Raw genomic sequence first — 22,900 nt, forward strand, 5'->3', positions numbered from 1 at the left:
AAATTGTGTTTGGAGATAATCCCAACCTTTGCCTATTTTATTAATTTAGCCATAACCTGGCTAATGGCGGTATAGCCACCTTCCACCTCCGTAAAGTTCGTGTATCCTCAACGCTAAGGTGTTCTTCTAAAGGGCGATTCATTCATAAAAAGGTAAGTTTTTTCATATCCGCCTAAATCAATGATAATTTTTTCGAATACGATTCCCGGATCCAGTGGTTTGATGATTAAGGTTTGCTGGCCATCCGCTGCCTTTGGCAGTTGGAATTCAGTTTCGTTGTGAACTACACGTCTCGCAACGGTAGGGTAGAACACGGAGTAGATATTATCAGGGTCTTCATTCAGATTGTGATTAAAGTTGATGGTTTTTTCTTCTGTCCCGAGAAATCCTACACTGTATTTGTGTCCTTTCGGATCATGAAACGCCAGTGTGGATTTAACAACAACATGAACTTTAACCTTATCAACGTCCTTTGGAATATTCATTTTATAAGAAAGGAAAGCATTAGCCACATCTTTGCTATACGGCATCAAAGCAACACCGCTCAGCGTTCTGCCCATATATGGAATGGTCATCCAGTTGGCAGATGAGGAATTTTTAGATTCAAAATAATGTTCGGCTTCCATTACAACTACATTGTTCTTTGCAGTAAAAATATAGCCTCCTGAAGTATTATCCGGGTTGATACGGTAAATTTTTGGGAGGGTATCTTTGGGGAAATTATCATTCCAGGAAGTGTAACCAATCTTTTTCTGAATCATCATTCCGTTCCACTTTCCGCCTGACATTACGTGGTTGTAATCGTAGCTTAGATCGGCATCTCTCTTAAAGGTAGTTTCAACCTTATCAGCCCAAAAATTGGTTTCGGGATTGTTTTCTTTGTACAATTTGTGGTTCATTGCTTGTGCATAATACATCTCATACAGGTTGGCCATCATTTGCACCGGATAAAGGATCAATTGTTTGTAGGAATCTTTATATTCAGGATTTAGACTCAGATATTGACGCAGGGCTTCTGCTTCGAGTTTGAGGTATTCATCCGAAACCTGTTTCCATTCGCCACTTTCAATATTGTAAGTTTCAGCATCCAGCATTTCCGGAGTTACCCGTCCGTTATATTTGCTGTATAAGTTTAAAATACGTGCTGCTTCATCCGCCTGATTGTCTCCAAATTGCTGTGCGCAGAAGTCTCTGGTATGTTGCAGTAGATTGTCATTATTATAACCTTTAGGATTCCAGGCCATATTTAAAAAAAGTGAAATAGGATATTCCATTGGTTTTAAATCTCCCACATTCACAATCCATATTTTATCTACTCCATAGTCATAGGCCAATTGTGTCTGTTCCCAGATATTTTGGATAGGACTTACGTTGATGGACTTTGAATTACGGGGTGCGCCCACATAATCTACGTGATAGTACATTCCCCATCCTCCCGGATGATTCTTTTCTTTTCCTCTGGGAAGACGGCGTAGATTTCCCCAGTTGTCATCGCTCAATAATATAATAACATCATCCGGTGGTTGTAGTCCTTTGTCATAATATTTTTGAACCTCCTTGTACAATGCCCACATTTGAGGTGTCTTATTTGCTGGTTTTCCCGTGACGTCCCTTATTATTTTCCTTTGATTCTGAATTATTTTTTCCAGCAACTTGATGTTTTCTTCATCATTTGGAACTGTTTTATGATCTTCTCCCTCTTTTCCACCCATTGGCGTATCGCCGTCACCGCGCATACCGATCGTTATTAGATCTTCTGTTTTAGCCGCCCTTTGAATACCTTCCCGAAAAAATTGATCAATATTTTTTTGGTTGCTTCTATAATCCCATTCTCCATATTCCTTTCTTTTTCTTACCCATTCCTGATGATTTCTCGCCATTGGCTCATGGTGAGAAGTTCCCATAATAATTCCCATTTTGTTGGCCGTCTCACTATTCTTGAGGTCATCAGCATAGAAACTCCAGCTCCACATGGCAGGCCATAGATAGTTGGCGCGTAAACGGAGCAGCAGCTCAAAGACTCTTGCATAAAATCGGTGGTCGCCGTAATTTGTGCCATAGGTATTATGTACCCAAGTCGTTAAACAAGGCGCTTCATCATTCAGAAAAATACCTCTGTATTTTACCACGGGCTCTCCGGCCGTATATTTTCCTGGTTTGATGGATAAATTTTGTTGTTTTTTAACGGGAACATCTGCCCAGTCATACCACGGAGACACTCCGATCTGTTCTGAGAGTTCATAAGTTCCGTACACCGTTCCGCGTCTGTCGCTTCCGACTATTACCAATGCCTCATCTACGCCGGGCAGAGGATTATTAACAACGGTCATTATATATTTTTCGTTTTTGCCTTTCAGCTCTTTTTCATCGATTTTCCCGTTTTTAATCAATGCTTTGATATACTTACTGCCAATACTGCCGATGATAATCAATCTTTTAGACTGAGGATAGAACATCATTTCGGCTTGTCGTCCTGAAACTTTTTCAAAATCTTTTTGAAGATTACTTACAGCGATTTTTACGGCAGAGTCGTCATTTTCATCGATGAGTATTTTCCCGGGAATGCCATTTTCTATCAATGGAAAGTTACCCGGTTTAAGATCATTAGAAACGATATTCTTATGATCTAATGCAAACAAATTGATAGAGAGTATTAACAGCAGTACGGTAAAATAATTTTTCATATTAAATATTATTAAACACCAGGAATTTATTGTATTCCGAGAATCGATTATTCTGGTTTCGTTATTGTTGGTTCCGGGGAGAAACAATTAAAAAAATATCTCAATTTCTAATGATTTTCCCAAGTATGGAATTTTAAAACTAAGGTTTTTTTTCTTGGAAAAAAAATTAAAATCATTATCTAAATAAGGGTTTTCCGGCTTTTTGCAGGGTAATTTATGATATGTAGCGGTTGAATGTTTTTGTTGGAAATAGCTATGTACATTTTACAATTCATCATTTGTATGATTTGGCAATGATGCTTTACTGCCCAATTTTTAATTTTAAAGATTCTTTCTGTTATCCTAATTTTTATTAATTGTAAAAATTACATTTAATTTTATATATTTATCATTCAATCCGATATGCTGCGTCTGAAACAGTAGTATAAATTCCACAATGATCAATTATGCTTAAACAATTATCTTTTTTCGTTTTACTATTTACTAGCTTACTAACAAATGCACAAACTGCTCATAATACGCTAAGCTTACTTCCTGATTATATACAGCATACTGCTGAAAAAGGTTCTTTTCGGATTGCAGCAAACGGAATTACGGCAAAGATAGTTGTAGATCCTGATGATTGGAAAGGCATTACTCGCGCAGCCAATGATTTGGGTGATGACGTGCGTAAAGTGACTGATGTAGTTTCACCAGTCGTTAAAGATACAAAGCTTTTGCATGGAGCAATAATTGTAGGCACTATTGGCAAAAGTAAATTGATAGATCAGCTGGTTGACAATGGTAAGCTGAATGTAGACGCCGTAAAAAATAAATGGGAATCTTTCTTGATCCAAACCGTTGGAGACAATCTTATCATTGTAGGCAGTGATAAGCGTGGAACGATATATGGTATCTATGATGTTTCTGAAAAAATAGGGGTATCTCCGTGGTATTATTGGGCAGATGCTCCTGTAAAAAAAAGCAAGAATCTTTATGTTAAAGCAGGCCGCTATTTGCAGGAATCACCTAAAGTGAAATATAGAGGTATTTTCATCAATGACGAAAGCCCTTCATTTTCCGGTTGGGCCAACAAACATTTTGGTGGAATAAATTCTAAGGTTTATACCCATATTTTTGAACTATTACTCCGTTTAAAGGCCAATTATCTGTGGCCTGCCATGTGGGGAAATGCTTTCAACGAGGATGATCCGATGAGTCCGGTGCTTGCAGATGAATATGGTATTGTGATGGGTACCTCTCATCACGAACCCATGATGCGGTCGCAGAAAGAATATACCAAACGAAAGAACGACATCGGTCCGTGGGATTATGTTACCAATGCAGAAAACCTGAAGAAATTCTGGACTGAGGGTCTGGAGCGAAATAAGAATTATGACAACATCATTACGATGAGCATGCGGGGTGACGGCGATGTTGCGATGGGCAAGGGAGATGATGCCGAAAATATTAAAATCCTAAAGCAAGTGGTGGCAGATCAGAGAGAGATTATCAGAAAAGTTTATGATAAAGATCCTGCAGAAGTTCCGCAGCTCTGGGCAATATTCACAGAAGTACAGCGCTACTATGATGCCGGAATGAATGTTCCTGACGATGTCACACTACTTTTCTGCGATAATAACTGGGGCTATATCCGCCGTACTGCACCTGCAAAAGAACTCAAACGTAAAGGTGGTATGGGATTGTATTATCATATTGATATGAACGGTGGCCCTTGGAATGACCGGTGGGTCAACACGACCACCGTACCAAAATTGCGCGAACAATTCAGTCTGGCGTATAAAAGCGGCATCGACCGTATCTGGATCGTTAACGTAGGTGACTTGAAACCGAAGGAAATGCCAATCGATTTTATCATGCACTATGCCTGGAATCCTGATGCTATATCAGCTGACCAAACTTTTGATTACATGACCGATTGGGCGGCTTCAATTTTTGGAAAAGAACATGCATCAGAAATTGCAGATCTCGTTTCAAAATATTCAAAATACAACCTTATGCGTAAGCCGGAGGTACAGGATCCTAATATTTTCAGTTTCGTCAATTACCATGAAGCAGAGCGTGTACAAAAGCTGTGGCAAGATCTTACCACAAAGGCGGAGATATTAGAGAAAAAAATGCCTAAAGAAGCATTGGATGCTTATTATCAGTTAGTACTGTACCCGGTTAAAGCATCAGCTGGTGTTGCAGAGATTTATTTGTCAGCAGGCCGTAATAATTTGTATGCCAAACAAGGAAGGGTAAGTGCTAATGATTATGCCAATCGTGCCCGCGAACTTTTTGAGCTGGATAAAAAACTGAGCGCCCGTTACAATGATTCCATTGCTGGCGGCAAATGGAAAAATATGATGAGCGACGTGCATTTGGGTTACCAACACTGGTCGATGCCGAAGGAGAATAGTTTGCCTCCACTTGATGAGGTTATCCCGTTGGCTTCACCTTCATTGGGTATTGCAGTGGAAGGCAGTACCGATGCTTGGCCAGGAACAGAAGTAAAAGCAGAGCTGCCCCAATTTGACATTCTTGACAAGCAACGTTATTACATCGACATTTTCAATCGTGGAAAAGGCTCACTGCACTTTACGGCCAAAGCAGATCAGCCTTGGATAAGGTTAAGTGCAACTAAAGGAAGCACAGCGACGGAACAACGCATTTATGTAGATGTTGACTGGAAAAAAGCTCCTGAAGGTAAGGGTAACGGTATAATTGAAATTAACCATAATAATTTAAAGGTACCAATAATTGTAAATACACTAAAAAAAGCAGCACCTAAAAGCAAAATCAGTTATTATGGAGGATATTCTGGTGAATTTTCTATTCCTGCAAATAAATTCAGTGCTAATATAGAAGGAAATCACGCCAAATGGATTGTCTTGCCCGGATTGGGGAGGGCTGAAGCGTGTATGGGTATTTATCCTACAACAGCGTCAAGCTCAACTCCTGAAAAAGCTCCGCGATTAGAGTACAAGATTTTTCTGCCTGAAGCCAGTCCTGCGAAGGTCTTACTTGGAATTCTACCTACTCAGGACGTTAACCCGGGCCGCGGATTAAGAATAGCGGTTTCTATTGATAACGGTGAGACTATTATACTCGATGCCAGAAAGGGCTATCACGATGAATTTAAAGAATATACACCTGAAAATCTTAGTCGTTCAAAAGTATTGAAACCTCTTCCGGATCCCGGACACAACTATGCTTTGATTTCTCGTGGAAAACCTCGGCGTACCGAAGTGTTTGATAATCAGCGCTGGCTGGATGCTACACTGGATGTGAAAAAACCGAGTATTCATACTTTGAAAATTTATATGATCGATCCTGAAGTCGTATTGGAGCGTATTATAGTTAATCCTAATGATAAATACCCAAGTTATCTTGGAGCGCCCGAGAGAAATTGATGAACTGATGGTTTATTCTAATAGTTCAGAAACTTCCTAAGGTTTAAGTTAAATGGCGCCATCCTTCTCCACTTGGCGCCGTTTGTCTGTTTGTGACCCAAGATGAGCGTATCTTCAAACACTTTTATCGATGATTTGCTTCGTTTGAGCCAAATTAAAAAGGAATTAGCAATTCCGATTTTAATATTTAATCACTTGTAGTTGAAAAGTTTTTTGCAAATTATTTTTTTAGTAAATGTAATAATCCAATATCTATTATTAGACCATGGTTGGCTTCCAACTTTCTTTAACTGTTGAATAAAGATTTAATCAATGACTAATAGAATATTAGTGAATAATATATTGAAAATATAATTTGGTACATTCAACTATATATAGTTCCCAAAATTTAGGGCAACGGTGTAACAGATCATATTTTTATAAATGTCAATTCTACTATTTAAAAAAATAATTAGATCAATTATAAACAAAGAAGATTTTATTCTTGTGATTTGTTATATTTAAATATCGTACGGTATTTTTAATCAATTTATTGCGTTCGGGCTGCTTGAAAATTCTTTGTAAGTATACACATTGTAAGGATAGATTTTCTTTGCCAGTATTTTAGAAATAACACTACTGATGAATAAAGGAAACAGCAATAGATATCCAGACGGTACGATACTGGAAATAATAAACATGGCAGTAAGAGGGGCATGAATAGCTGCGGAAAGCATGGCAGCGGCTCCAAATAACGCAAAGTTAATAACCACAAGATGGGTACCTAAATAATGGTTGCAGAATTGGGCAAAAAATACCCCTAAAAACGCACCTGTAACAATACTCGGGGCAAATACACCGCCGTCACCGCCTGCGCCGAGAGTGAGGGAAGCCGCCAATGGCTTTATGAAGATGAGCAAAACCAGAGGAATTAAATATGCGAGATTAACAATGTCGTACGAACTACATTCGAGGATTTTACCAAGTCCGTGATAACTATCACCATATAAAGCCGGAAGAAAAAAGATAAATACCCCAACAGTTATGGCACCTAAATTTACGCGGATGAAATTGTTGTTAATCCCACCAAAAAATGTTTTTGCGTAGATGACAATTTTCGTAAAATAAAGGGCAAATATACCTCCGATTAAACTTAGTATCACAGCAAAAGGTATGGATTGCCATCGCCAGTCCTGCACCTTAAATGTAAATAGTGGACTAGAGTCATAAAAATGTACGAATAGATGGGCCACAATCATCGAACTGATTCCACTGATCAATAAGGTTTTATTGTATTTACGTGCAATAACTTCAAATGCAAATAGAAAACCGCCCAGCGCACTTCCAAAGAGTACGGTTACACCCGCTATAATACCTGCACATATCAGTTCCGTTTTGTAGGCCCATGCACTATGCAAATGTTTGTAGGCCTGATTACCAACTGTTGCGGTGGCAACTACTGTTGATACTTCGACTCCTGTAGATCCTCCAAAAATCACCGTTAAAAAACCATTAATGCAATGAGAAGGTATTTTAAAAAAAGGAAGATGATCCTTTCTTGTTTCCAGGGTTGTATATATTTCCTTAATTCCCTTATTTTTTCTATTTTGAAAGAAATATTTACGTAGGAAATAGATTGCTGTAATGCCTACACTTGGTAAAAAGATTAACAATTTGTTTTCCGTGGCTATAATTTCTCCAAAGAGGTATTCCTGTACCTGTCCTGTCAAATGTTTTAAAGTATAAGATATAAGACAACAGATAATACTAACGATAATAGATATCCCGATTAATTTGACATAGCTGGATCTTATTATTTTCTTTCTGTACGCTGTATTGCCTTGCATAACTATTTTAGTCTTAAAGAAGATGTAAAGGTAATGGTTATTTTTTGAAATAGTAAAAGTTGCTTGTTACTATATACTACCTGTTTTTATTATAGTTTAATCATGCTTTTATTTAAACAATCCAAATGAAATTTAAATAATTCATTGATTCATAAACTGAAGGTCCAACCGATCAAGGCAACGATATACTTAATTTTTTGTTTTAGTTATCAATTCTGTCTGTTTGCAACTTTGGAATTTTAGATAACTGTTAAAAATGGATGTTTTTTAATTTTGTGACGGATGAAAAAATTGCACATTTAGTTAGCTTCTTTAATTTTAATCTTGAATAATACACACTATTAAATAAAGAAAAACTAAATTAGTTGTGCAAAGAAATTGTTATGCCTAAAAACGATTCAATTACATTAAATAGAATGGATTACAGCAGTGGGATTGCTGTTGGTATTTGGAACGGATCTACACCAGGTATTATAAAAGCACTTTCACCTCACAGGCACGACCATTATACTTGCATGCTAATTGAAGCTGATCAGCTTGAAGTTGTATTTGATTTTAAGCATTTAACAATGCCGGTGGGGACACTTTTTATCTCTCCTCCTGGACAAGTTCATCAGATTCTAGAGACTCTTAGCGCAACCGGTTGTTATCTGTCTTTTGAAAGCCGTCATATCGGTAGAACGGCACAAACCAGTTTAGATAATTTGTTAGAGGAAACCTTGATTATCGCTCTCTCTAATAATGAGCGTGATTGGTTTAGAACAATCTTTGATTCAATGATGAAATTACAAGATCTGAACGATATCGCTTACAGGCAAGTTGAAGAACCATTGCTTTCAGCTTTTATTGAACAGGCAGTTTTGTGCTACGAACGCCAATTATTCATTAATTCCGAAAGTATCAGTCTACGTTCTATCAGTCTCACGAAGGAATTCAGGAATCTTGTAAAATCACATTTCCGGAGTATAAAGCGTCCATCTGAATTTGCAGAAATACTTAATATAACTGTTGGACATCTAAGCGATACAGTAAAAAAAGTAACTGGTTTATCTGCTTCCGAACATATACAAAAGGAAGTGATGAGTGAAGCGCAAAGATTGCTCTACTATACGGAAATAAGCATCAAGGAAATTTCCTATCAGCTAGGATATCAAGATACCAAATATTTCATCAGGCTGTTTAGTAAAAATGCAGGTTTTTCACCAAGTGAATATCGGAAGAAATACGCTAAAAACTCAGACCAAACCTTAGATCATTAAGATTGTTCCTTATTTTGTCCACCTTTTACCTTAATTTGTGAGTGGCGTTGCATATGCCAATTACTCAATTTTGTAAGACAAAAAAATTACTTCTAAAGAAAATTTAAGTCTTATGATTGGACAGAATTTTGTTGAAAGCTCAGTATTCTCATTCTCAAAAACTCCTGAGGGAATAGTCGACTCTTTTCTTGCTCATATGAATTCTTTCCATACGGAGACTATGCTTCGTTTCTATGAGGAGGATGCAATCTTTATTAATGATAACGGTGAGCCTCGGAGAGGAAAATTGGAGATTGCGCGAGAATTGGACTGCTTCTTTAAATTCGGTTTGCCAATCAAAATTACAACAAAGAATGTTTATGTAGATGGTAATCTAGCATCACTAATCTTGGACTGGAGTATAGTGAAGGGCTTCAGGAAGCATTGACAGGAACTGAAATAGTAATCGATCTATCAAATTCATCTTCTCCCGAAGGAGAAAATGCACTTCGATTTTTTGAGACTGCGGGAAAGAATCTTGTCAAAGCAGAATTGAATGTTAGTGTTAAGCATCATATCGTTCTATCAATTGTGGGAAGCTGTTCTTCAGACAAAAAAAAATCCGCTCAGAATGCTGATGCGCCTATTTCTGTTACGGTAAGCCATACAACAGTAAGCTCGGAAGGCCCATCTGCTATAGCGAGTGGAAAATTGGTTGCCAAAAATTCAGTCAATGTTTCTACCCGCATGATGGGATATATCACATCCATGAAGGCAGAAGTAGGACAGAACGTTAGGGCAGGGCAGTTATTGGTAAGTATTAATGCGGCAGATATTCAGGCAAAAGGAGGGCAGGCTAATGCCCAGACCTCCCAGGCACAGGCCAGCTACAATATTGCCAGAAAAGATTATGAAAGATTCCAGAATCTGTATAAATCTCAAAGTACTTCCCAGAAAGAGCTGGATGATATGAGGGCACGGTACGAAATGGCACAGGCAGGATTACAGGCTGCACAGCAGATGAAAAACGAAGTTAATGCACAATATAGTTATATCAACGTTACAGCACCTATTTCCGGAACCGTTACGGCAAAATTTGCAGAGCAGGGCAATATGGCAAGCCCGAGAATGCCTTTGCTTACCATAGAGTCACCGTCATCTTTGCAGGCACAGGTTCTGGTTTCAGAGCAGAATATCACTATGATTTCCAACGGAATGCCGGTTGATGTTATCTTCCCGAAAAACGTAATGGAACCTATGGTGAAAACCCGTTCCATTGATGATGTTCCGATGCTCGGACTGACTTTGTGGAGTGATAATCCTCATTATAATGATTTTCAGCTTCGCCAGATAGGAGAGGAATTATCTTCGGAAATCAAAAAAATAAAGGACGTTTCTCTTACCAAAACGATTGGAGGTAGAAACCGCCAGCTGCAGGTCATTTTAGATAAAGATAAAATGGCTTTGTATTTAATTTCTTGATTGAAGAAGTAGCTCTGGGGAGAACGGATAATAAACCTAGCTATGCTAATCTTCCAAAAATAAAGGTTTGTAAATCTAAAAAACACGAGGGAGAGATTGAACTATGCTTTTTTTGGGATGAACTGCAAAATAAGAAATTAAAACTTCATGATCAAATCATTCAAATTGATTCAGTTATTACTACAAATGTTGATCAAAAGCAATATTGCGATATCGTACAAAATCTAGAGAAGGGTAATGCGAAAATAATTAGATTTAAAAGAGGTAAAAAAGAATTTGACTATGTTTTAAATTAAGTATGTCTTTTGCTTATGCGAAATATATTGAGTCTATCAACTCGATTAATGAAATTTTGCTAATTCTGCAGTATTTGGTTAGCTCAGTAACAAGTTTAAAATAAGTTGCTTATTGAAAAAGAAAATATTGAATATGAATTTACAGAATATGCGAAGGAATATGGAGCTCTAATTACTGATATGATACGAAGATCAGATCAGGAATGTTTTGGGAGCTGACGGTATTTTCGATTTTACCCTTTTAGGAATGGGTGATTTTACAAGAAAAAGAAAAATGGGTTGATGCTTATTATCTGAATCCACAGGAAATGTTCAGAATTACTTTGACTGAACCTATCATCAATAAAGCTGAAAATATTCTGATTTTTACATTTGGTAAATCCAAGAAAAACGCTTTGAATGAAGTTCTTAATGGTGTGTATAATCCTGAACTATATCCGCTACAGTTAATTGAAAAGAAAGCAGGAGTTCAGATTTTTACTGATAAAGAAGCTGGAATTTAATTTTTTTTAACTATATACGATGTTTTATAATATAAGGTATTTCTATACTTAAATGCACTGCTTTTTGGCTGTGCAAAAATTACAGTATTTAACCAGAACATTCGCTTTAATCAACTCTTAAAAATTCAATTTAAATAAAAAATGTATCAAGGTGCATTAAGTATAAAATTATACGCAAGCGTGTGAACCGTTGTACACTATTCTTGTACCACCATCTTCGTCGCCCGGAAAATCCCGGAATTCATCTTTTTTAATGATACGGCAAGGAAGTACAAAAACCAACAATGGTAAAAGCCAAAAAAATAAGAGTTTTTTTCATATTAATCATTTTTAATTAGAAGATCTATTTTGAAATACTCTTATTCTTTCTTTACTATTGCAAATTTTTCAACGACAATTCGGCAATATCTTTTACTACCTGGGTAGGCGAGTTGCAGTCACAATTACTAAATCCCAGAACGTAAATATCTTTACTTGGGATATAAACTCCCATAGATTTAAATCCGAAGATGCTTCCGCCGTGCTCGCGGGTTGGGATTCCATTGATATTTTTCAAATGCCAGCCGTATCCGTATTCGATTTCTTCACCATTATTTAATTTGTATTTTGTAAAAGCTTTTGTAGATTCTTTTTGATTCAGTAAAAGATTTTGATTCAGTGCGATTTGCCATTTCAGCATATCGTCCAAATTCGACATCAAAGAGCCGGAAGCATAAGGAACACTAAAACTAATGACTGATTTATTTACAAAGCCATCGCTTTTTTTATGGTAACCGTATGCTCTGTCCTTTATAACTTTTCTGTCAGTGGCATAATAAGAATGTATCATGCCGATTTTCTCAAAGATATTTTTCCGGATAAAGTCTTCATATGTTTCTCGCGAAACCTTTTCTATAATATAACCCAGAACAATATATCCAGAATTATTATATTCAAATTTCTCTCCCGGTTTAAAATCAACTGGTTCATTTTTGAAAAAGTCAACCATCATTTGAGGTGTCATTTCTTTTTGAGAGATTTCAGAAAGTCCTTTTATTTTTGTAAAGTCCTTGATTCCTGAGGTATGTGTTAAAAGATGATGAATCGTAATGTTGCTTCCGTTTGGGTAATCGGGGATATAATTGGAGATAAAATCTGTGACCTTCAGTTTTCCTTGCTGCTCCAGCATCAGTATAGAGACGGAAGTAAATTGTTTGGTCATCGAGCCGATTTCAAAAACATTATCCGGATTCAAGGGTACGTTCAGTTCCAAATTGGCTAGCCCGAATGCTTTCTCGTAGACAGGTTTTCCTTTTTGGGAAATCAGAAATACACCACCAGGACCTTGATCTTCGGTAAACTTTGTTTGAATAAGACTATCTACTTTTTCTGAAAAATGTTGAGAAAAAAGAAAATTAGATGCACAGAAAAAGGAAAATGCCAGAAATATATTTTTCATAATAATGTTTTTATTTAATACAAAGATATATATTTTAACAGATACTATGCAATACAAAATACTAAAATTTTTAAAAAACATGCCAAACAAATTTCTGATTTAAAGAACACTGTTCAAGTTCAGCCTACTTTTTGTTTCCATACAATATAATCCCGATTTATGCAGTTTCTATTTTTTTGTCAGCTTATAATTGCCTGTTACGTCCTCTTTTATTACAGAGCTAAATAGTTAAAAAGGTAATGATATACTTAAATCCACCGCTTTTTGCCCTGAACCTAAAGTTGTAGTTGTTGTTCCAGTAAATGTATGGATATGGTTTCCAGTATATCAGAATTAAGGGTCTGCTTGTCGCGCCATATAAGCTGGCTGTTTAATCCTAAGCAGGCAGCCGCTGCTTGCGTCGCAACAGGAAGGGTCGAAAGAGCTCTTCCATTTAACAGATTAGGGTAATTTCAACCAGTGATATGGCTGGAAATCCTAAATTTGTGCAGATAAACTGAATATATGCCTACACCACAAGAAATTCAAAATGTTTTTTCTCCATTCTATAATGCTGAGACTAATATCTGGGAGCGCTTTTCGGAAAAAATAACTGTAAGAGAATTTCAGAAAAATGAGGTCATAAAAGATTATCAGAGTGTAGAAAAATATCTGAATATTGTAGCCAAAGGTTCTGTCGGCCTATTCGTTTGGAACGGAAAGAAAGATATCTGCATCAATTTACTGTATGAACACAGTTTTATGAGCGATTATTTTTCTTTCCTCAAGCAGCAGCCTTCAGGCATTAAGACGCAGGCATTGGAAGACTGTACCTTATGGTCAATCAGCTATCCTGATCTTAATGAGCTCTATTCCCGTAATGAAACAGGTTTAAGGATTGGAAAAGCGATCCCCGAAATATTGTTCCTGCGAAAACAACAGGATCAGATCAACCTTCTGACACTTAGTCCGGAAGAACGTTATCTCAACCTCATCAACCAGCGTCCCGAAATTTTCCAACGTACACCTCTTAAAATAATCGCTTCTTATCTGGGATTAACAGCAGAAAGCCTGAGTCGCCTCAGAAAAAGAGTAACCAGGAAGTAAAACTTACCCATCGTCAAGTTAATTTAGCTTTCTTATAATTAATTTTGAATAATCTAACTCAAAAAAATATGAAAGAAAGAAAACGACTTGGGAGCATTATCGTTTTTTATGTTATTGCTATTCTATTTCGCTTTTTGGCGGTGAAAACCCATCTGCTTGATTTTACCGACAACGAATTTATAAAAATTTTACTCCGAGGAATTGGCCCCGCTATCGGTGCTTTTGTTTCGGTTAAATTGTTTAATATTCCCTTAAGGATTTCCCTGAAAGGAAATTACCGAAATTTATTTTTGCCTTTGTTTGTTTTCTGGATTTTTCCGGTCGTTCTCATTGGAACAGTCAGCTATATTCAGCAGGGACAATTCCCCTTTGTGCTGCTTTTCACAGTTTTAGTGTATGGTTTATTGGAAGAGATCGGTTGGCGTGGATTTTTACAGGAGCAGTTGAAAGATCTGCCGAAACTTCAAAGCATAACCATGATCGCCGTTTTATGGTTTATCTGGCATCTGAATTTTGAATTCACCCGTTCCAATATGATTTTTCTTGGTGTTTTGTTTTTGGGTAGCTGGGGAATCGGCAAAGTATATAGTAAGACCTATTCATTACTGGCTGTAGCGGGATTTCATTCGTTGAATAATTTTTTCAGACATGGCCTCCATCAGACGGAACTGATCTTAATTGTGATCCTGCTTGCCATTTGGATAGGCTTTATTATTCGCTATGATTCTTACAAAAAATATCAAGATATACAATAATACAAAAACTATGGATATGCATAAAAAGCTGCTTTTAACCAGTCTTCTGCTTTTGTCACTGGTAAAAACTTTCGGGCAATCAAAAGAAAAGGTAATCGATGATTATTTCAATACATTGGTTAAAAACCAACAATTCAGTGGCAATGTTTTAGTGGTTGATAACAATAAGATTGTGTATGAAAAATCTTTCGGTTTTTCAGATCACACAACCAAAGCGCCAAATACATCCGACATCACCTTTCCCATTGCCAGTATTTCAAAAATCTTTACAGCAACAGCTATTCTGCAGCTCAAGGAAAAAGGCTTACTGGAAATAACGGATTCTGTGACAAAGTACCTGCCTGGGTTCCCTTATCCAGAAATAAAGATTAGGCATTTGCTTTCGCATAACTCCGGGCTTCCGCCTTACAATGCTTTTTTTGACAAGGAGAAAAAAGAAAATCCAGATAAGGTTTTCACCAACAAGGATTTTCTCCCAGGAGTTATTGCAAACAAACAACCGCTCGTCTACCAACCGGGCGAAAAGGGAAATTATGATAATATCAACTACCTTATCTTGGCTTTGATTGTTGAAAAGGTCTCGGGGATACCCTATGAAAAATACATTAAAAGGAATATTCTTAGACCTGCAAGGATGAAAGAAACTGTGCTTTTTCCCTTACCGGAACAATTCAACAGAGTTGAAATAAAAAATTTTGCATTTCCTCACATCTATCTTCATTTATATGATGATGAACCTGTAAAATCCAATTCAATCCCTTATGTGAAAGGATACTGGCATTCGTATGCTTTTAGAGGATTTGCCGATTATGTAAGTACAATCCGGGATCTTTGGAAATTTGACAAAGCTCTTTACAATAACACTTTGCTAAAACAAGAGACTCTGGAAGAAGCATTCGTCCCGGTAAAATTAAATAACGGTAAAAATAATTCCGATGAATTCGGATTAGGCTGGGAAATTGAAAAAGACTCTACAATGGGAAAATGGGTGTACCACAGTGGGGCTGCAATGGGTTTGAGCTCCAATATTCTCAGAAATGTCACCAAACATCAAACCGTCATCTTATTTGATAATGCTCATTTTAATGCCCACGAAAATGCTACAAAAATCATGATGCTTTTAAACAGCAAAAAAGTGGATATGCCTAAAAAAAGCATTGCCAAAATTTATGGAAATATTTTGCATAACAAAGGGGCAGCAGAAGCGAGAGAAACATTGGAAAGCCTAAGAAAAGATACGCTTAATTATTATCTGAGTGAGAATGAAATGAACGCTCTCGGATATGACTTTTTGGGAAGCAGTAATCCTTATCATTTGCCGGAGAAACATTTCTATAAACAAGCTGTTGAGACATTCAAAACGAATGTTGATCTGTTTCCCAACAGCTGGAATGCCTATGACAGTTATGCAGAAGCGCTTCTGGAAAACGGACAGAAAGAAGAAGCTATCAAAATGTATCAAAAGTCGATTGAACTCAATCCCGATAACAAAAATGGAGAAAAAGTGTTGGAAGGACTTTAGTTGTTCCGTTGTAAATTTTTTTGAAATTGTAAACCCTTTCATTATCTTAATGGAAGGGTTTTATTTTACTGTTTCAAGTTATATGAACAACATGTATTTTTTTACTGAAAACTTCGCCTACATCACCATTTAGCTAAGATTAAAATTATGTTTGGAGATAATCCCAGCTTTTGCTTATTTTATTAATTCAGCCATAACCTGGCTAATGGCGGTATAGCCGCCTTCCACCTCCGTAAAGTTCGTGTATCCTCTTCTATATAATAGGCTTGCTGCTATCATACTTCTATAGCCTCCCTGACAATATAAATAAAAATGGTTTAGGTTATTGATTTTCCCGATCCATTGATTTATATCTGCTAAAGGCTTATTATATGTTCCTTTAAAAGAAGATTCTGAGTATTCACTTTCTTTTCTGACGTCAATGGCCAAGACATCATCATTCATTTTAGCAACAAATTCCCTGGCAGAGATACGATGTATGCTACATATTTTTTTTCCTGTTTTTTTCCAGGTTTCAAATCCGCCCTCCAGATATCCTACTACGTTATCAAATCCAACCCTGCTCAAACGGGTGATGGCTTCTTCATGTTTGCCGTTTTCAGTAACCAGCAGAATTGGCTGTCGTACATTTTGTATTATAGCACCCACCCAAGGCGCAAAGGTTCCTTTCAGTCCAATATTCACGGAATTTTCTATAAAACCTTGATGAAATTCGCCCGCATCTCTTGTATCCAGAATGATTACGTTTTCAGTATTTGCTTTAGTTTCAAATTCTTCTACTGAAAGAGGAGAAATTCCACGGCGGAGTACATTCTTAAAACTCTCATACCCCCCCCCCTCTATTCATGGTTGCATTCATTTCAAAATACCCTGGTGGAGAGGAAAGACCTTCTAGTACTGCTGAAACAAACGATTCCTTGTTTAACTGATTGAGGGCATAATTCACTTTTTTCTGGTTGCCCAAGGTGTCTGATGTTTCTTTCATCATTTTTTTTCCACATAACGAACCTTCGCCATGACCGGGATAGACAATAATTTCGTCCTTAAGAGGTAAGATTTTATGGTATATGCTTTTGTAGAGAACTCCAGCCAATTCTTCCTTGGTCATATGGGCGGCTTTCTGAGCCAGATCGGGTCTTCCCACATCTCCCAGAAACAAGGTGTCGCCACTGAACAAAGCTGTTTCTTTGCCTTCTTCATCTATAAGCAGAAAACAGGAGCTTTCCATAGTATGTCCGGGAGTATGAATTACTTTTATGGTAACATTCCCTAATTTAAAAATCTCATTATCTTCTGCTACATGAGCTACGAAACCAGGTTTAGCAGTCGGTCCGTATATGATGGTTGCTAAAGTCTCATTAGCCAGATCCAGATGTCCGCTTACAAAATCAGCATGAAAATGAGTTTCGAAAATATATTTGAGTTCTACTCCGTCATTTTTTAATTTTTCCAGATAGGGAGTTGTTTCCCGCAATGGATCAATAATAGCGGCTTCTCCTTTCGAAGCAATATAATATGCCCCATGAGCCAGACAACCTGTATAAATTTGTTCTACTTTCATTTATTTTATAATTTAATTCTTTAAGCAATTCTTACCCTGTCTGGTATTTATATACTAGACGATACGTAATATTTAAATAAAACTCTGTTTATTTTGATTAAATAGTTTGTTTTTTTTATTTCAATAAAATTATCATTAATATTTCAATGTTTTATTGAGATAATGATAAATGTCATAATGACATATGTCACTAATAATCATGACGGTAATTGATAAAAACATTTGGAAATTTGGGTATCTCTAAATGTTTATAACATGAAAAAAATCGTATTGATAAGTGCACTTGCCATAACAGGATTATTCAGTGCACAGGAAAAAGAACAAGGATTAAAAGGTACCTGGTTTGCAACAGCCCAGGCTGGATATCAAAGTACAAAAGATGGCACTGAAAACGGAAAATCATCCAGTACAACAATTCTACCTGTTGTTGGATATTTCATTGCCCCATCCACAGCTGTTGGGGTCGCCGTAGGAAATATCGGAGTTAAATCAGAAAATCAGCTCGGATCTGATGTAACCTTGAAAACAAACCTGCTTGTCATAGAGCCACTAGCAAGGAAATACTGGAATATTCATGGAGGCTTATTCTTTTTTGGACAATTAGCAGTTCCTATGATTACTGGAAAAACAAAAGTAACTGCTAACGGAGAATCTGTAGTAGGCAGTGACATCAAGATCAACCAATTTGGACTAGCTTTGTCCGGAGGCCTGGATTATGTGATGACAAAACACTTCACAGTTGAATTTTCCTATAACCTGGCGAATCTATCCTTCACCACAATTAAAAATTATCCGGGGACAACAAAGGATATTAAAACCACGGATTTTGCATTGGCGCATGTTGCTACAGTTACCCCTCAATACAATGCCGCTATATTTGGTCCCTCCGGAACTGCTATTGCCCCTTTATCGTTTGGATTTAAATTTTTATTCTAGTCCATAAACCCACAGGGAATAATATTTATTTTTCATAGAGCAATTATTTTTTGATGTAAGTTCTTTGCTATACAAAGAACTTACTTTTTTAATATTACAACAGTAGTAATTTAGAGAGATATTTTCCATTTATTTTTAGGAATAATTTTTCACAAAATTATTATATAAGTTCATCTTTGTTTATTGTATATAAATATCGCCAGATATGAGGTTCAGAACAGTGGATTCAGATCGGGCTATAAAATGATAGTGGATAAATTTCACGGTTTTCCTTGTCGTGTAAGTTTACAAGATTCTAAGCTGGGGGAGGAAATTGTAATATTGCCATACTTCCATCATGAGACGCATTCACCTTGTAAGGCAAGTGGGGCCTATATTTGTGAGAAAACTTGCAAAAATAGCATGTTTAACTGGGATTTAATCCTGCCGAAAAAGCAACCGAAGAAGAGAGCTCACTTTGCGCAAATCCCCTTAAGGCACTATGGGCATCATTTTGATAAACCGCAAGCTGTTCATTTCCATTGAAATTATCCTTGTCTACTTTGGTCATGATATTGACATCTATAGCCCAGGAGTAAGATGAACATCCATGAAATCTTTGACAGCAGATGTCAAGTGATCTTTTTGTACTGTAAATTTCTGAAGGCTACTTTTAAGCTCTGAGATAGTGGGAGTATATCTATAAAGCGTCTCAGAGATTCTTTATTTTGCTGATATCCTGTTTAAATGCTTCAAACTTCTCACCGACAATATTCTAAATCATGTTCAGATAAGCAGTAACCCTTTTAGCCCTGTAATCTTCTTCTTTAGTGGAAATGCTAAAGAAATCGAGATTAAATTTTGAGCTGTAAAAAGCTCTCATTTTTTCCAATATTTCATCATCGATAATGGAAATTACAGAGGATATCCCATATTGAGCCACTCGTATCGGGCTATCTATCGTATAAGCCAGACCCATTACCGGAATATGAAAACTATGTAAAGATTTATTATTCATAAATATAATATAAAATGTATAATGTTGTCAGTTTTAAAACATATTTTAACTGCATTAAAAATTGATCTTAATTTTACGGCTATTTTCATGTGGCAAACCCATTCTCAAAGCAAGGTCTGCTCTTTCAATAGCCTTGTTTTCCTTCCAATCCATATATCTTTTCTTGAAACGGGATTTCATGAAATTATCAAATGAGCGCTGGACGGTAAGATTCCATAAAGAATGAGCTTTTACTGCCCAGCTTTTATCCCAGGCACGAAGCGATAAGGAAAATGACCCATTAAGATATTTTAGCCAGTGCCACCATCCCGTTGGCATAAAAAGTGTGTCACCATGCTCCAGGAAGCATTCTATCCCTTCTACACCATCCAGTGCAGGATACTTTTCAAAATCAGGTTGTTCTATGTCGTAGTCCTCCAGAGAATAGGTGGCAAATGGAATCTGGTACAGACGTTCTTTCCACTTATAATCAAAAAGTAGAACCTTCTTCCTTCCTCCAAAATGGGTGTGGAAAATATGAGCCATATCGATATCAAAATGAAGGAATGTTTTTGACCCCTCTCCTCCAAAGAACATGCTTGGATATTTATCTAGGAATCCCCCCATAAGATCTTTCGGAAAAACATAATCCTTCAGTAATTGAGGGGCCGACTTTATCGGATCAAAAAGAAAAATTCTAAGATCTGTCGGCTCTCTTTGGATAAGGTCTATATAATCTCCAAATTTCATTGTAGTAGAGGAAGCATTAATAGGCGCTGCCGGATCTGCTTTGGAACTATCATATAAGGGTACCGTAACATCACCTACAACCTCCTTCATATACTCCAGGGTCCACTTCTCATAGGCTGGCCATTTCCTAGCCATGTTTTTAATTACCACAGGTATTCCTGGATTAAGGTATTTTTTCAGAAAGTCTTCCTGTGAGATGCTATTTACGACATCAATTGGTTTAAGAATTAATCCCATTGTTTTTTAGCTGCAAAACTATTAAACCTTTCTAAATCCCACCAGTAGAAAAAAGTATAAACTAGGGCAATTCTGAATAATTTAAGTGAAAAAATCTATTCCTTAATATTAATAATTAAAATCTGTCTATCATGGCTATAAACTTAGATCGTTATTTAGTTTTTTGATACATTCATTTAAAAATTCTATCTCAAAGATTTGATCTTGAAAAGAACTGCTCCAAACTATATTTCAATTAACAATATAATCGAATTCAAATAACTACTAAATCAATGGCTAATTATTATTATTTCATATATTTGTCAACAAAATTTATTTATAATAAAATCTGACATCCAGATAAAACCTGATTATTTCCAGAATTGAAATTATGAATACAAAAGGGGAAGTGGAACTGTTAGCCCCAGCAGGATCTTTCGATTGCTTACAAGCAGCTATTAATGCTGGGGCAAATGCCATTTATTTTGGTGTAGAGCAGTTAAATATGCGTACGAGGTCAGCCAAAACATTTATCATTGAAGATATTAAGAAGGTAACTGATCTGTGTAGGCAACATGGCCTTAAAGCGTACCTAACACTAAATACAGTAATGTATGAACATGACATGCAACTGTTACGTACAATTTTAAAAGAATCCAAAAGGGTCGGAATTGATGCTGTCATAGCTTCCGATTTTTCAGTTATGCAATATTGCAACGAAATGGGCATTCCTTTACATATCTCTACTCAGGCCAATGTTAGTAATATCGAATCTGTACAATTTTTTTCACGCTTTGCTGATGTTATTGTATTAGCCCGGGAACTCACCCTGAAACAGGTTAAATATATTACCAATGAAATTAAGAGAAAACAGATAAAAGGGCCTTCTGGTCAGCTGATTAAGATTGAGTTATTTGTGCATGGGGCACTGTGCATGGCTATTTCAGGTAAATGTTATCTAAGTCTTCACACTCATAATGCTTCTGCCAACCGTGGGGCTTGTGTTCAAAATTGCCGTAGAGCATACATAGTGAAAGACGCCGAAACTGGGGAAGAACTCTTAATTGACAACGAGTATATCATGTCACCTAAGGATCTGTGCACCATCGATATTCTTGACCAGGTATTGGAAAGTGGTATCGATGTATTAAAAATAGAGGGACGGACAAAAGGAGCCGATTATGTACATATAGTAACCCAATGCTACCGCGAAGCAATTGAAGCAGTTGTAGATGGAACATTTAACCCGGACAAGGTGATCATTTGGAAAACTGAAATGGAAAAGGTATACAATCGAGGTTTTTGGGAAGGTAATTATCTTGGGAGAAATCTTGGTGAATGGACACAACATCCCGGTTCAGTAGCTACTGAAAAAAAAGTATATATTGGAAAAGGCACGAAATACTATCCTAAAATTGGTATAGCGGAGTTCACTCTTGAAACCGGAAATTTAAAACAAGGGGATAGGATTATGATTACCGGGCCTGACTGTGGTATGGTTAAAGAGCAGTTAACTATGCTTGTCGTAAACGGTGCTCAGGCGCCAGAAGCTTCAAAAGGAGACAAAATAACCTTCCCTTTGAGCATTAAAATAACAGCCAGCAATAAATTATATAAATTATTAAACACTACTGCGGATGAATAAGCTCATACATTATCGTAATAAGTGTATAGGATGTGGTATTTGTTATGAACTGCAACCGGAATTATGGCGTATGTCTAAAAAAGATGGAAAAGCCACTCTAATTAATGCTATTGAAAAGAAAAACGTCTTCATACTGAAGATTTCCGCTGAAGAAGTAGACAAATCACTGGTAACCGCACAGATGTGTCCAGTAACCATCATACAATTAAACTAAGAGAAACCTTTCACGAACAATTAAGAGCGGGATTAGGTGCTGTGCTTTTTGGTATTGCTACATCAAAGACTGGAAATATAGCAATGTCTACAGGATTGCATTTTGCTTGGAATTCAATACATTGGATGTTGGGTTATAAGGATAATACAGGATTATTTGTTGAAGTAGTCCCTAAGGGAAATGGGGGGCAAGATGAACATATTTCCTATGCTGCTTATATTGTAGGGATGCTACTAGGAATTCTAACAGTTTCTCAATTAATCAAACCTCAAAAAGATATATTACAATATAATAATCAAATATTGCAGATATTAGTTTTAATATCTAATTATACAAAAAGTGGTCAGTATTAGCCGTTTGATTTCTACTGTATTTAC

The 22,900-nt window shown here is 36.7% G+C and carries 18 protein-coding genes and 3 pseudogenes; 14 read left to right on the forward strand and 7 right to left on the reverse strand.

The genetic code is table 11. The features are described from left to right. Positions 1-113: 113 nt before the first annotated feature. Entirely contained in the window at positions 114-2,684 is a 2,571-nt protein-coding gene (locus EGI05_RS10845) for a glycosyl hydrolase 115 family protein (protein ID WP_123263063.1), read from the reverse strand. A gap of 446 nt (positions 2,685-3,130) precedes the next feature. Between EGI05_RS10845 and EGI05_RS10850 the strand changes: the two genes are divergently transcribed. Next, positions 3,131-6,079: a glycosyl hydrolase 115 family protein gene (locus tag EGI05_RS10850; protein ID WP_123263064.1), complete on the forward strand. Its 2,949-nt coding sequence runs from the start codon at positions 3,131-3,133 to the stop codon at positions 6,077-6,079. Between the two features lie 524 nt (positions 6,080-6,603). Here the strand turns inward: EGI05_RS10850 and EGI05_RS10855 are convergent. Continuing rightward, the gene (locus EGI05_RS10855) at positions 6,604-7,788 is read right to left on the reverse strand and encodes a chloride channel protein (protein ID WP_317125049.1); all 1,185 of its coding nucleotides are present in this window, start codon (positions 7,786-7,788) and stop codon (positions 6,604-6,606) included. 500 nt (positions 7,789-8,288) lie between these two features. On the opposite strand from EGI05_RS10855, the gene EGI05_RS10860 reads away from it, so the two are divergent. The 6 genes and pseudogenes from EGI05_RS10860 (at position 8,289) to EGI05_RS10880 (ending at position 11,424) form a co-directional block, all read left to right on the forward strand. Further along, positions 8,289-9,164 carry an AraC family transcriptional regulator gene (locus EGI05_RS10860; RefSeq protein ID WP_123263066.1) on the forward strand — a complete coding sequence of 292 codons (876 nt, stop codon included), beginning with the start codon at positions 8,289-8,291 and terminating at the stop codon, positions 9,162-9,164. A gap of 112 nt (positions 9,165-9,276) precedes the next feature. After that, positions 9,277-9,591 carry a YybH family protein gene (locus EGI05_RS18220; RefSeq protein WP_123263067.1) on the forward strand — a complete coding sequence of 105 codons (315 nt, stop codon included), beginning with the start codon at positions 9,277-9,279 and terminating at the stop codon, positions 9,589-9,591. A gap of 143 nt (positions 9,592-9,734) precedes the next feature. Next, positions 9,735-10,370 (forward strand): annotated as a pseudogene (locus EGI05_RS18225) (efflux RND transporter periplasmic adaptor subunit); the annotation flags it as partial. Between the two features lie 9 nt (positions 10,371-10,379). Continuing rightward, positions 10,380-10,607, forward strand: a pseudogene (locus tag EGI05_RS18230) (hypothetical protein); the annotation flags it as partial. 14 nt (positions 10,608-10,621) lie between these two features. Beyond that, positions 10,622-10,921 carry a hypothetical protein gene (locus EGI05_RS10875; protein WP_123263068.1) on the forward strand — a complete coding sequence of 100 codons (300 nt, stop codon included), beginning with the start codon at positions 10,622-10,624 and terminating at the stop codon, positions 10,919-10,921. A 251-nt stretch (positions 10,922-11,172) separates the two neighbouring features. Next, positions 11,173-11,424 carry a 6-phosphogluconolactonase gene (locus EGI05_RS10880; RefSeq protein ID WP_228428595.1) on the forward strand — a complete coding sequence of 84 codons (252 nt, stop codon included), beginning with the start codon at positions 11,173-11,175 and terminating at the stop codon, positions 11,422-11,424. A 373-nt stretch (positions 11,425-11,797) separates the two neighbouring features. On the opposite strand, the gene EGI05_RS10885 is transcribed toward EGI05_RS10880, so the two are convergent. After that, the gene (locus EGI05_RS10885; protein ID WP_123263069.1) at positions 11,798-12,862 is read right to left on the reverse strand and encodes a serine hydrolase domain-containing protein; all 1,065 of its coding nucleotides are present in this window, start codon (positions 12,860-12,862) and stop codon (positions 11,798-11,800) included. A gap of 504 nt (positions 12,863-13,366) precedes the next feature. Between EGI05_RS10885 and EGI05_RS10890 the strand changes: the two genes are divergently transcribed. From EGI05_RS10890 to EGI05_RS10900, 3 genes are all read left to right on the forward strand, one after another. Further along, entirely contained in the window at positions 13,367-13,948 is a 582-nt protein-coding gene (locus EGI05_RS10890) for a Crp/Fnr family transcriptional regulator (protein WP_123263070.1), read from the forward strand. Between the two features lie 68 nt (positions 13,949-14,016). Continuing rightward, positions 14,017-14,703: a CPBP family intramembrane glutamic endopeptidase gene (locus tag EGI05_RS10895; RefSeq protein WP_123263071.1), complete on the forward strand. Its 687-nt coding sequence runs from the start codon at positions 14,017-14,019 to the stop codon at positions 14,701-14,703. 16 nt (positions 14,704-14,719) lie between these two features. Beyond that, the gene (locus EGI05_RS10900) at positions 14,720-16,225 is read left to right on the forward strand and encodes a serine hydrolase domain-containing protein (protein ID WP_166668341.1); all 1,506 of its coding nucleotides are present in this window, start codon (positions 14,720-14,722) and stop codon (positions 16,223-16,225) included. Positions 16,226-16,399: 174 nt separating this feature from the next. Here EGI05_RS10900 and EGI05_RS10905 read toward each other — a convergent pair. Continuing rightward, positions 16,400-17,786 (reverse strand): annotated as a pseudogene (locus tag EGI05_RS10905) (MBL fold metallo-hydrolase). A gap of 255 nt (positions 17,787-18,041) precedes the next feature. On the opposite strand from EGI05_RS10905, the gene EGI05_RS10910 reads away from it, so the two are divergent. Continuing rightward, on the forward strand, positions 18,042-18,722 hold the full coding sequence (locus tag EGI05_RS10910; RefSeq protein ID WP_123263073.1) for an outer membrane beta-barrel protein: 681 nt from the start codon (positions 18,042-18,044) through the stop codon (positions 18,720-18,722). Between the two features lie 406 nt (positions 18,723-19,128). On the opposite strand, the gene EGI05_RS18110 is transcribed toward EGI05_RS10910, so the two are convergent. From EGI05_RS18110 to EGI05_RS10925, 3 genes are all read right to left on the reverse strand, one after another. After that, on the reverse strand, positions 19,129-19,272 hold the full coding sequence (locus EGI05_RS18110; protein ID WP_228428606.1) for a hypothetical protein: 144 nt from the start codon (positions 19,270-19,272) through the stop codon (positions 19,129-19,131). Between the two features lie 204 nt (positions 19,273-19,476). Next, positions 19,477-19,719 (reverse strand): hypothetical protein, encoded by a 243-nt coding sequence (locus tag EGI05_RS10920; RefSeq protein ID WP_134197428.1) that lies wholly within the window; start codon positions 19,717-19,719, stop codon positions 19,477-19,479. Positions 19,720-19,773: 54 nt separating this feature from the next. After that, positions 19,774-20,685 (reverse strand): cupin-like domain-containing protein, encoded by a 912-nt coding sequence (locus tag EGI05_RS10925; RefSeq protein WP_123263075.1) that lies wholly within the window; start codon positions 20,683-20,685, stop codon positions 19,774-19,776. Positions 20,686-21,055: 370 nt separating this feature from the next. Between EGI05_RS10925 and EGI05_RS10930 the strand changes: the two genes are divergently transcribed. Genes EGI05_RS10930 through EGI05_RS17900 form a run of 3 tightly spaced genes read left to right on the forward strand, consistent with a single transcriptional unit; the run spans position 21,056 to position 22,876 of the window. Next, positions 21,056-22,309 (forward strand): peptidase U32 family protein, encoded by a 1,254-nt coding sequence (locus EGI05_RS10930; RefSeq protein ID WP_123263076.1) that lies wholly within the window; start codon positions 21,056-21,058, stop codon positions 22,307-22,309. Beyond that, positions 22,302-22,523 carry a ferredoxin gene (locus EGI05_RS10935; RefSeq protein ID WP_123263077.1) on the forward strand — a complete coding sequence of 74 codons (222 nt, stop codon included), beginning with the start codon at positions 22,302-22,304 and terminating at the stop codon, positions 22,521-22,523. Before EGI05_RS10930 ends, EGI05_RS10935 begins: the two co-directional genes overlap by 8 nt. Beyond that, positions 22,493-22,876, forward strand: coding sequence for a CPBP family intramembrane metalloprotease (locus EGI05_RS17900; RefSeq protein WP_134197425.1), 384 nt, complete (start codon positions 22,493-22,495; stop codon positions 22,874-22,876). Before EGI05_RS10935 ends, EGI05_RS17900 begins: the two co-directional genes overlap by 31 nt. The last annotated feature ends 24 nt before the right edge of the window (positions 22,877-22,900 follow it).

The sequence above is a fragment of the Chryseobacterium daecheongense genome (assembly GCF_003729955.1).
In the GTDB taxonomy this organism is placed as follows: domain Bacteria; phylum Bacteroidota; class Bacteroidia; order Flavobacteriales; family Weeksellaceae; genus Chryseobacterium; species Chryseobacterium daecheongense.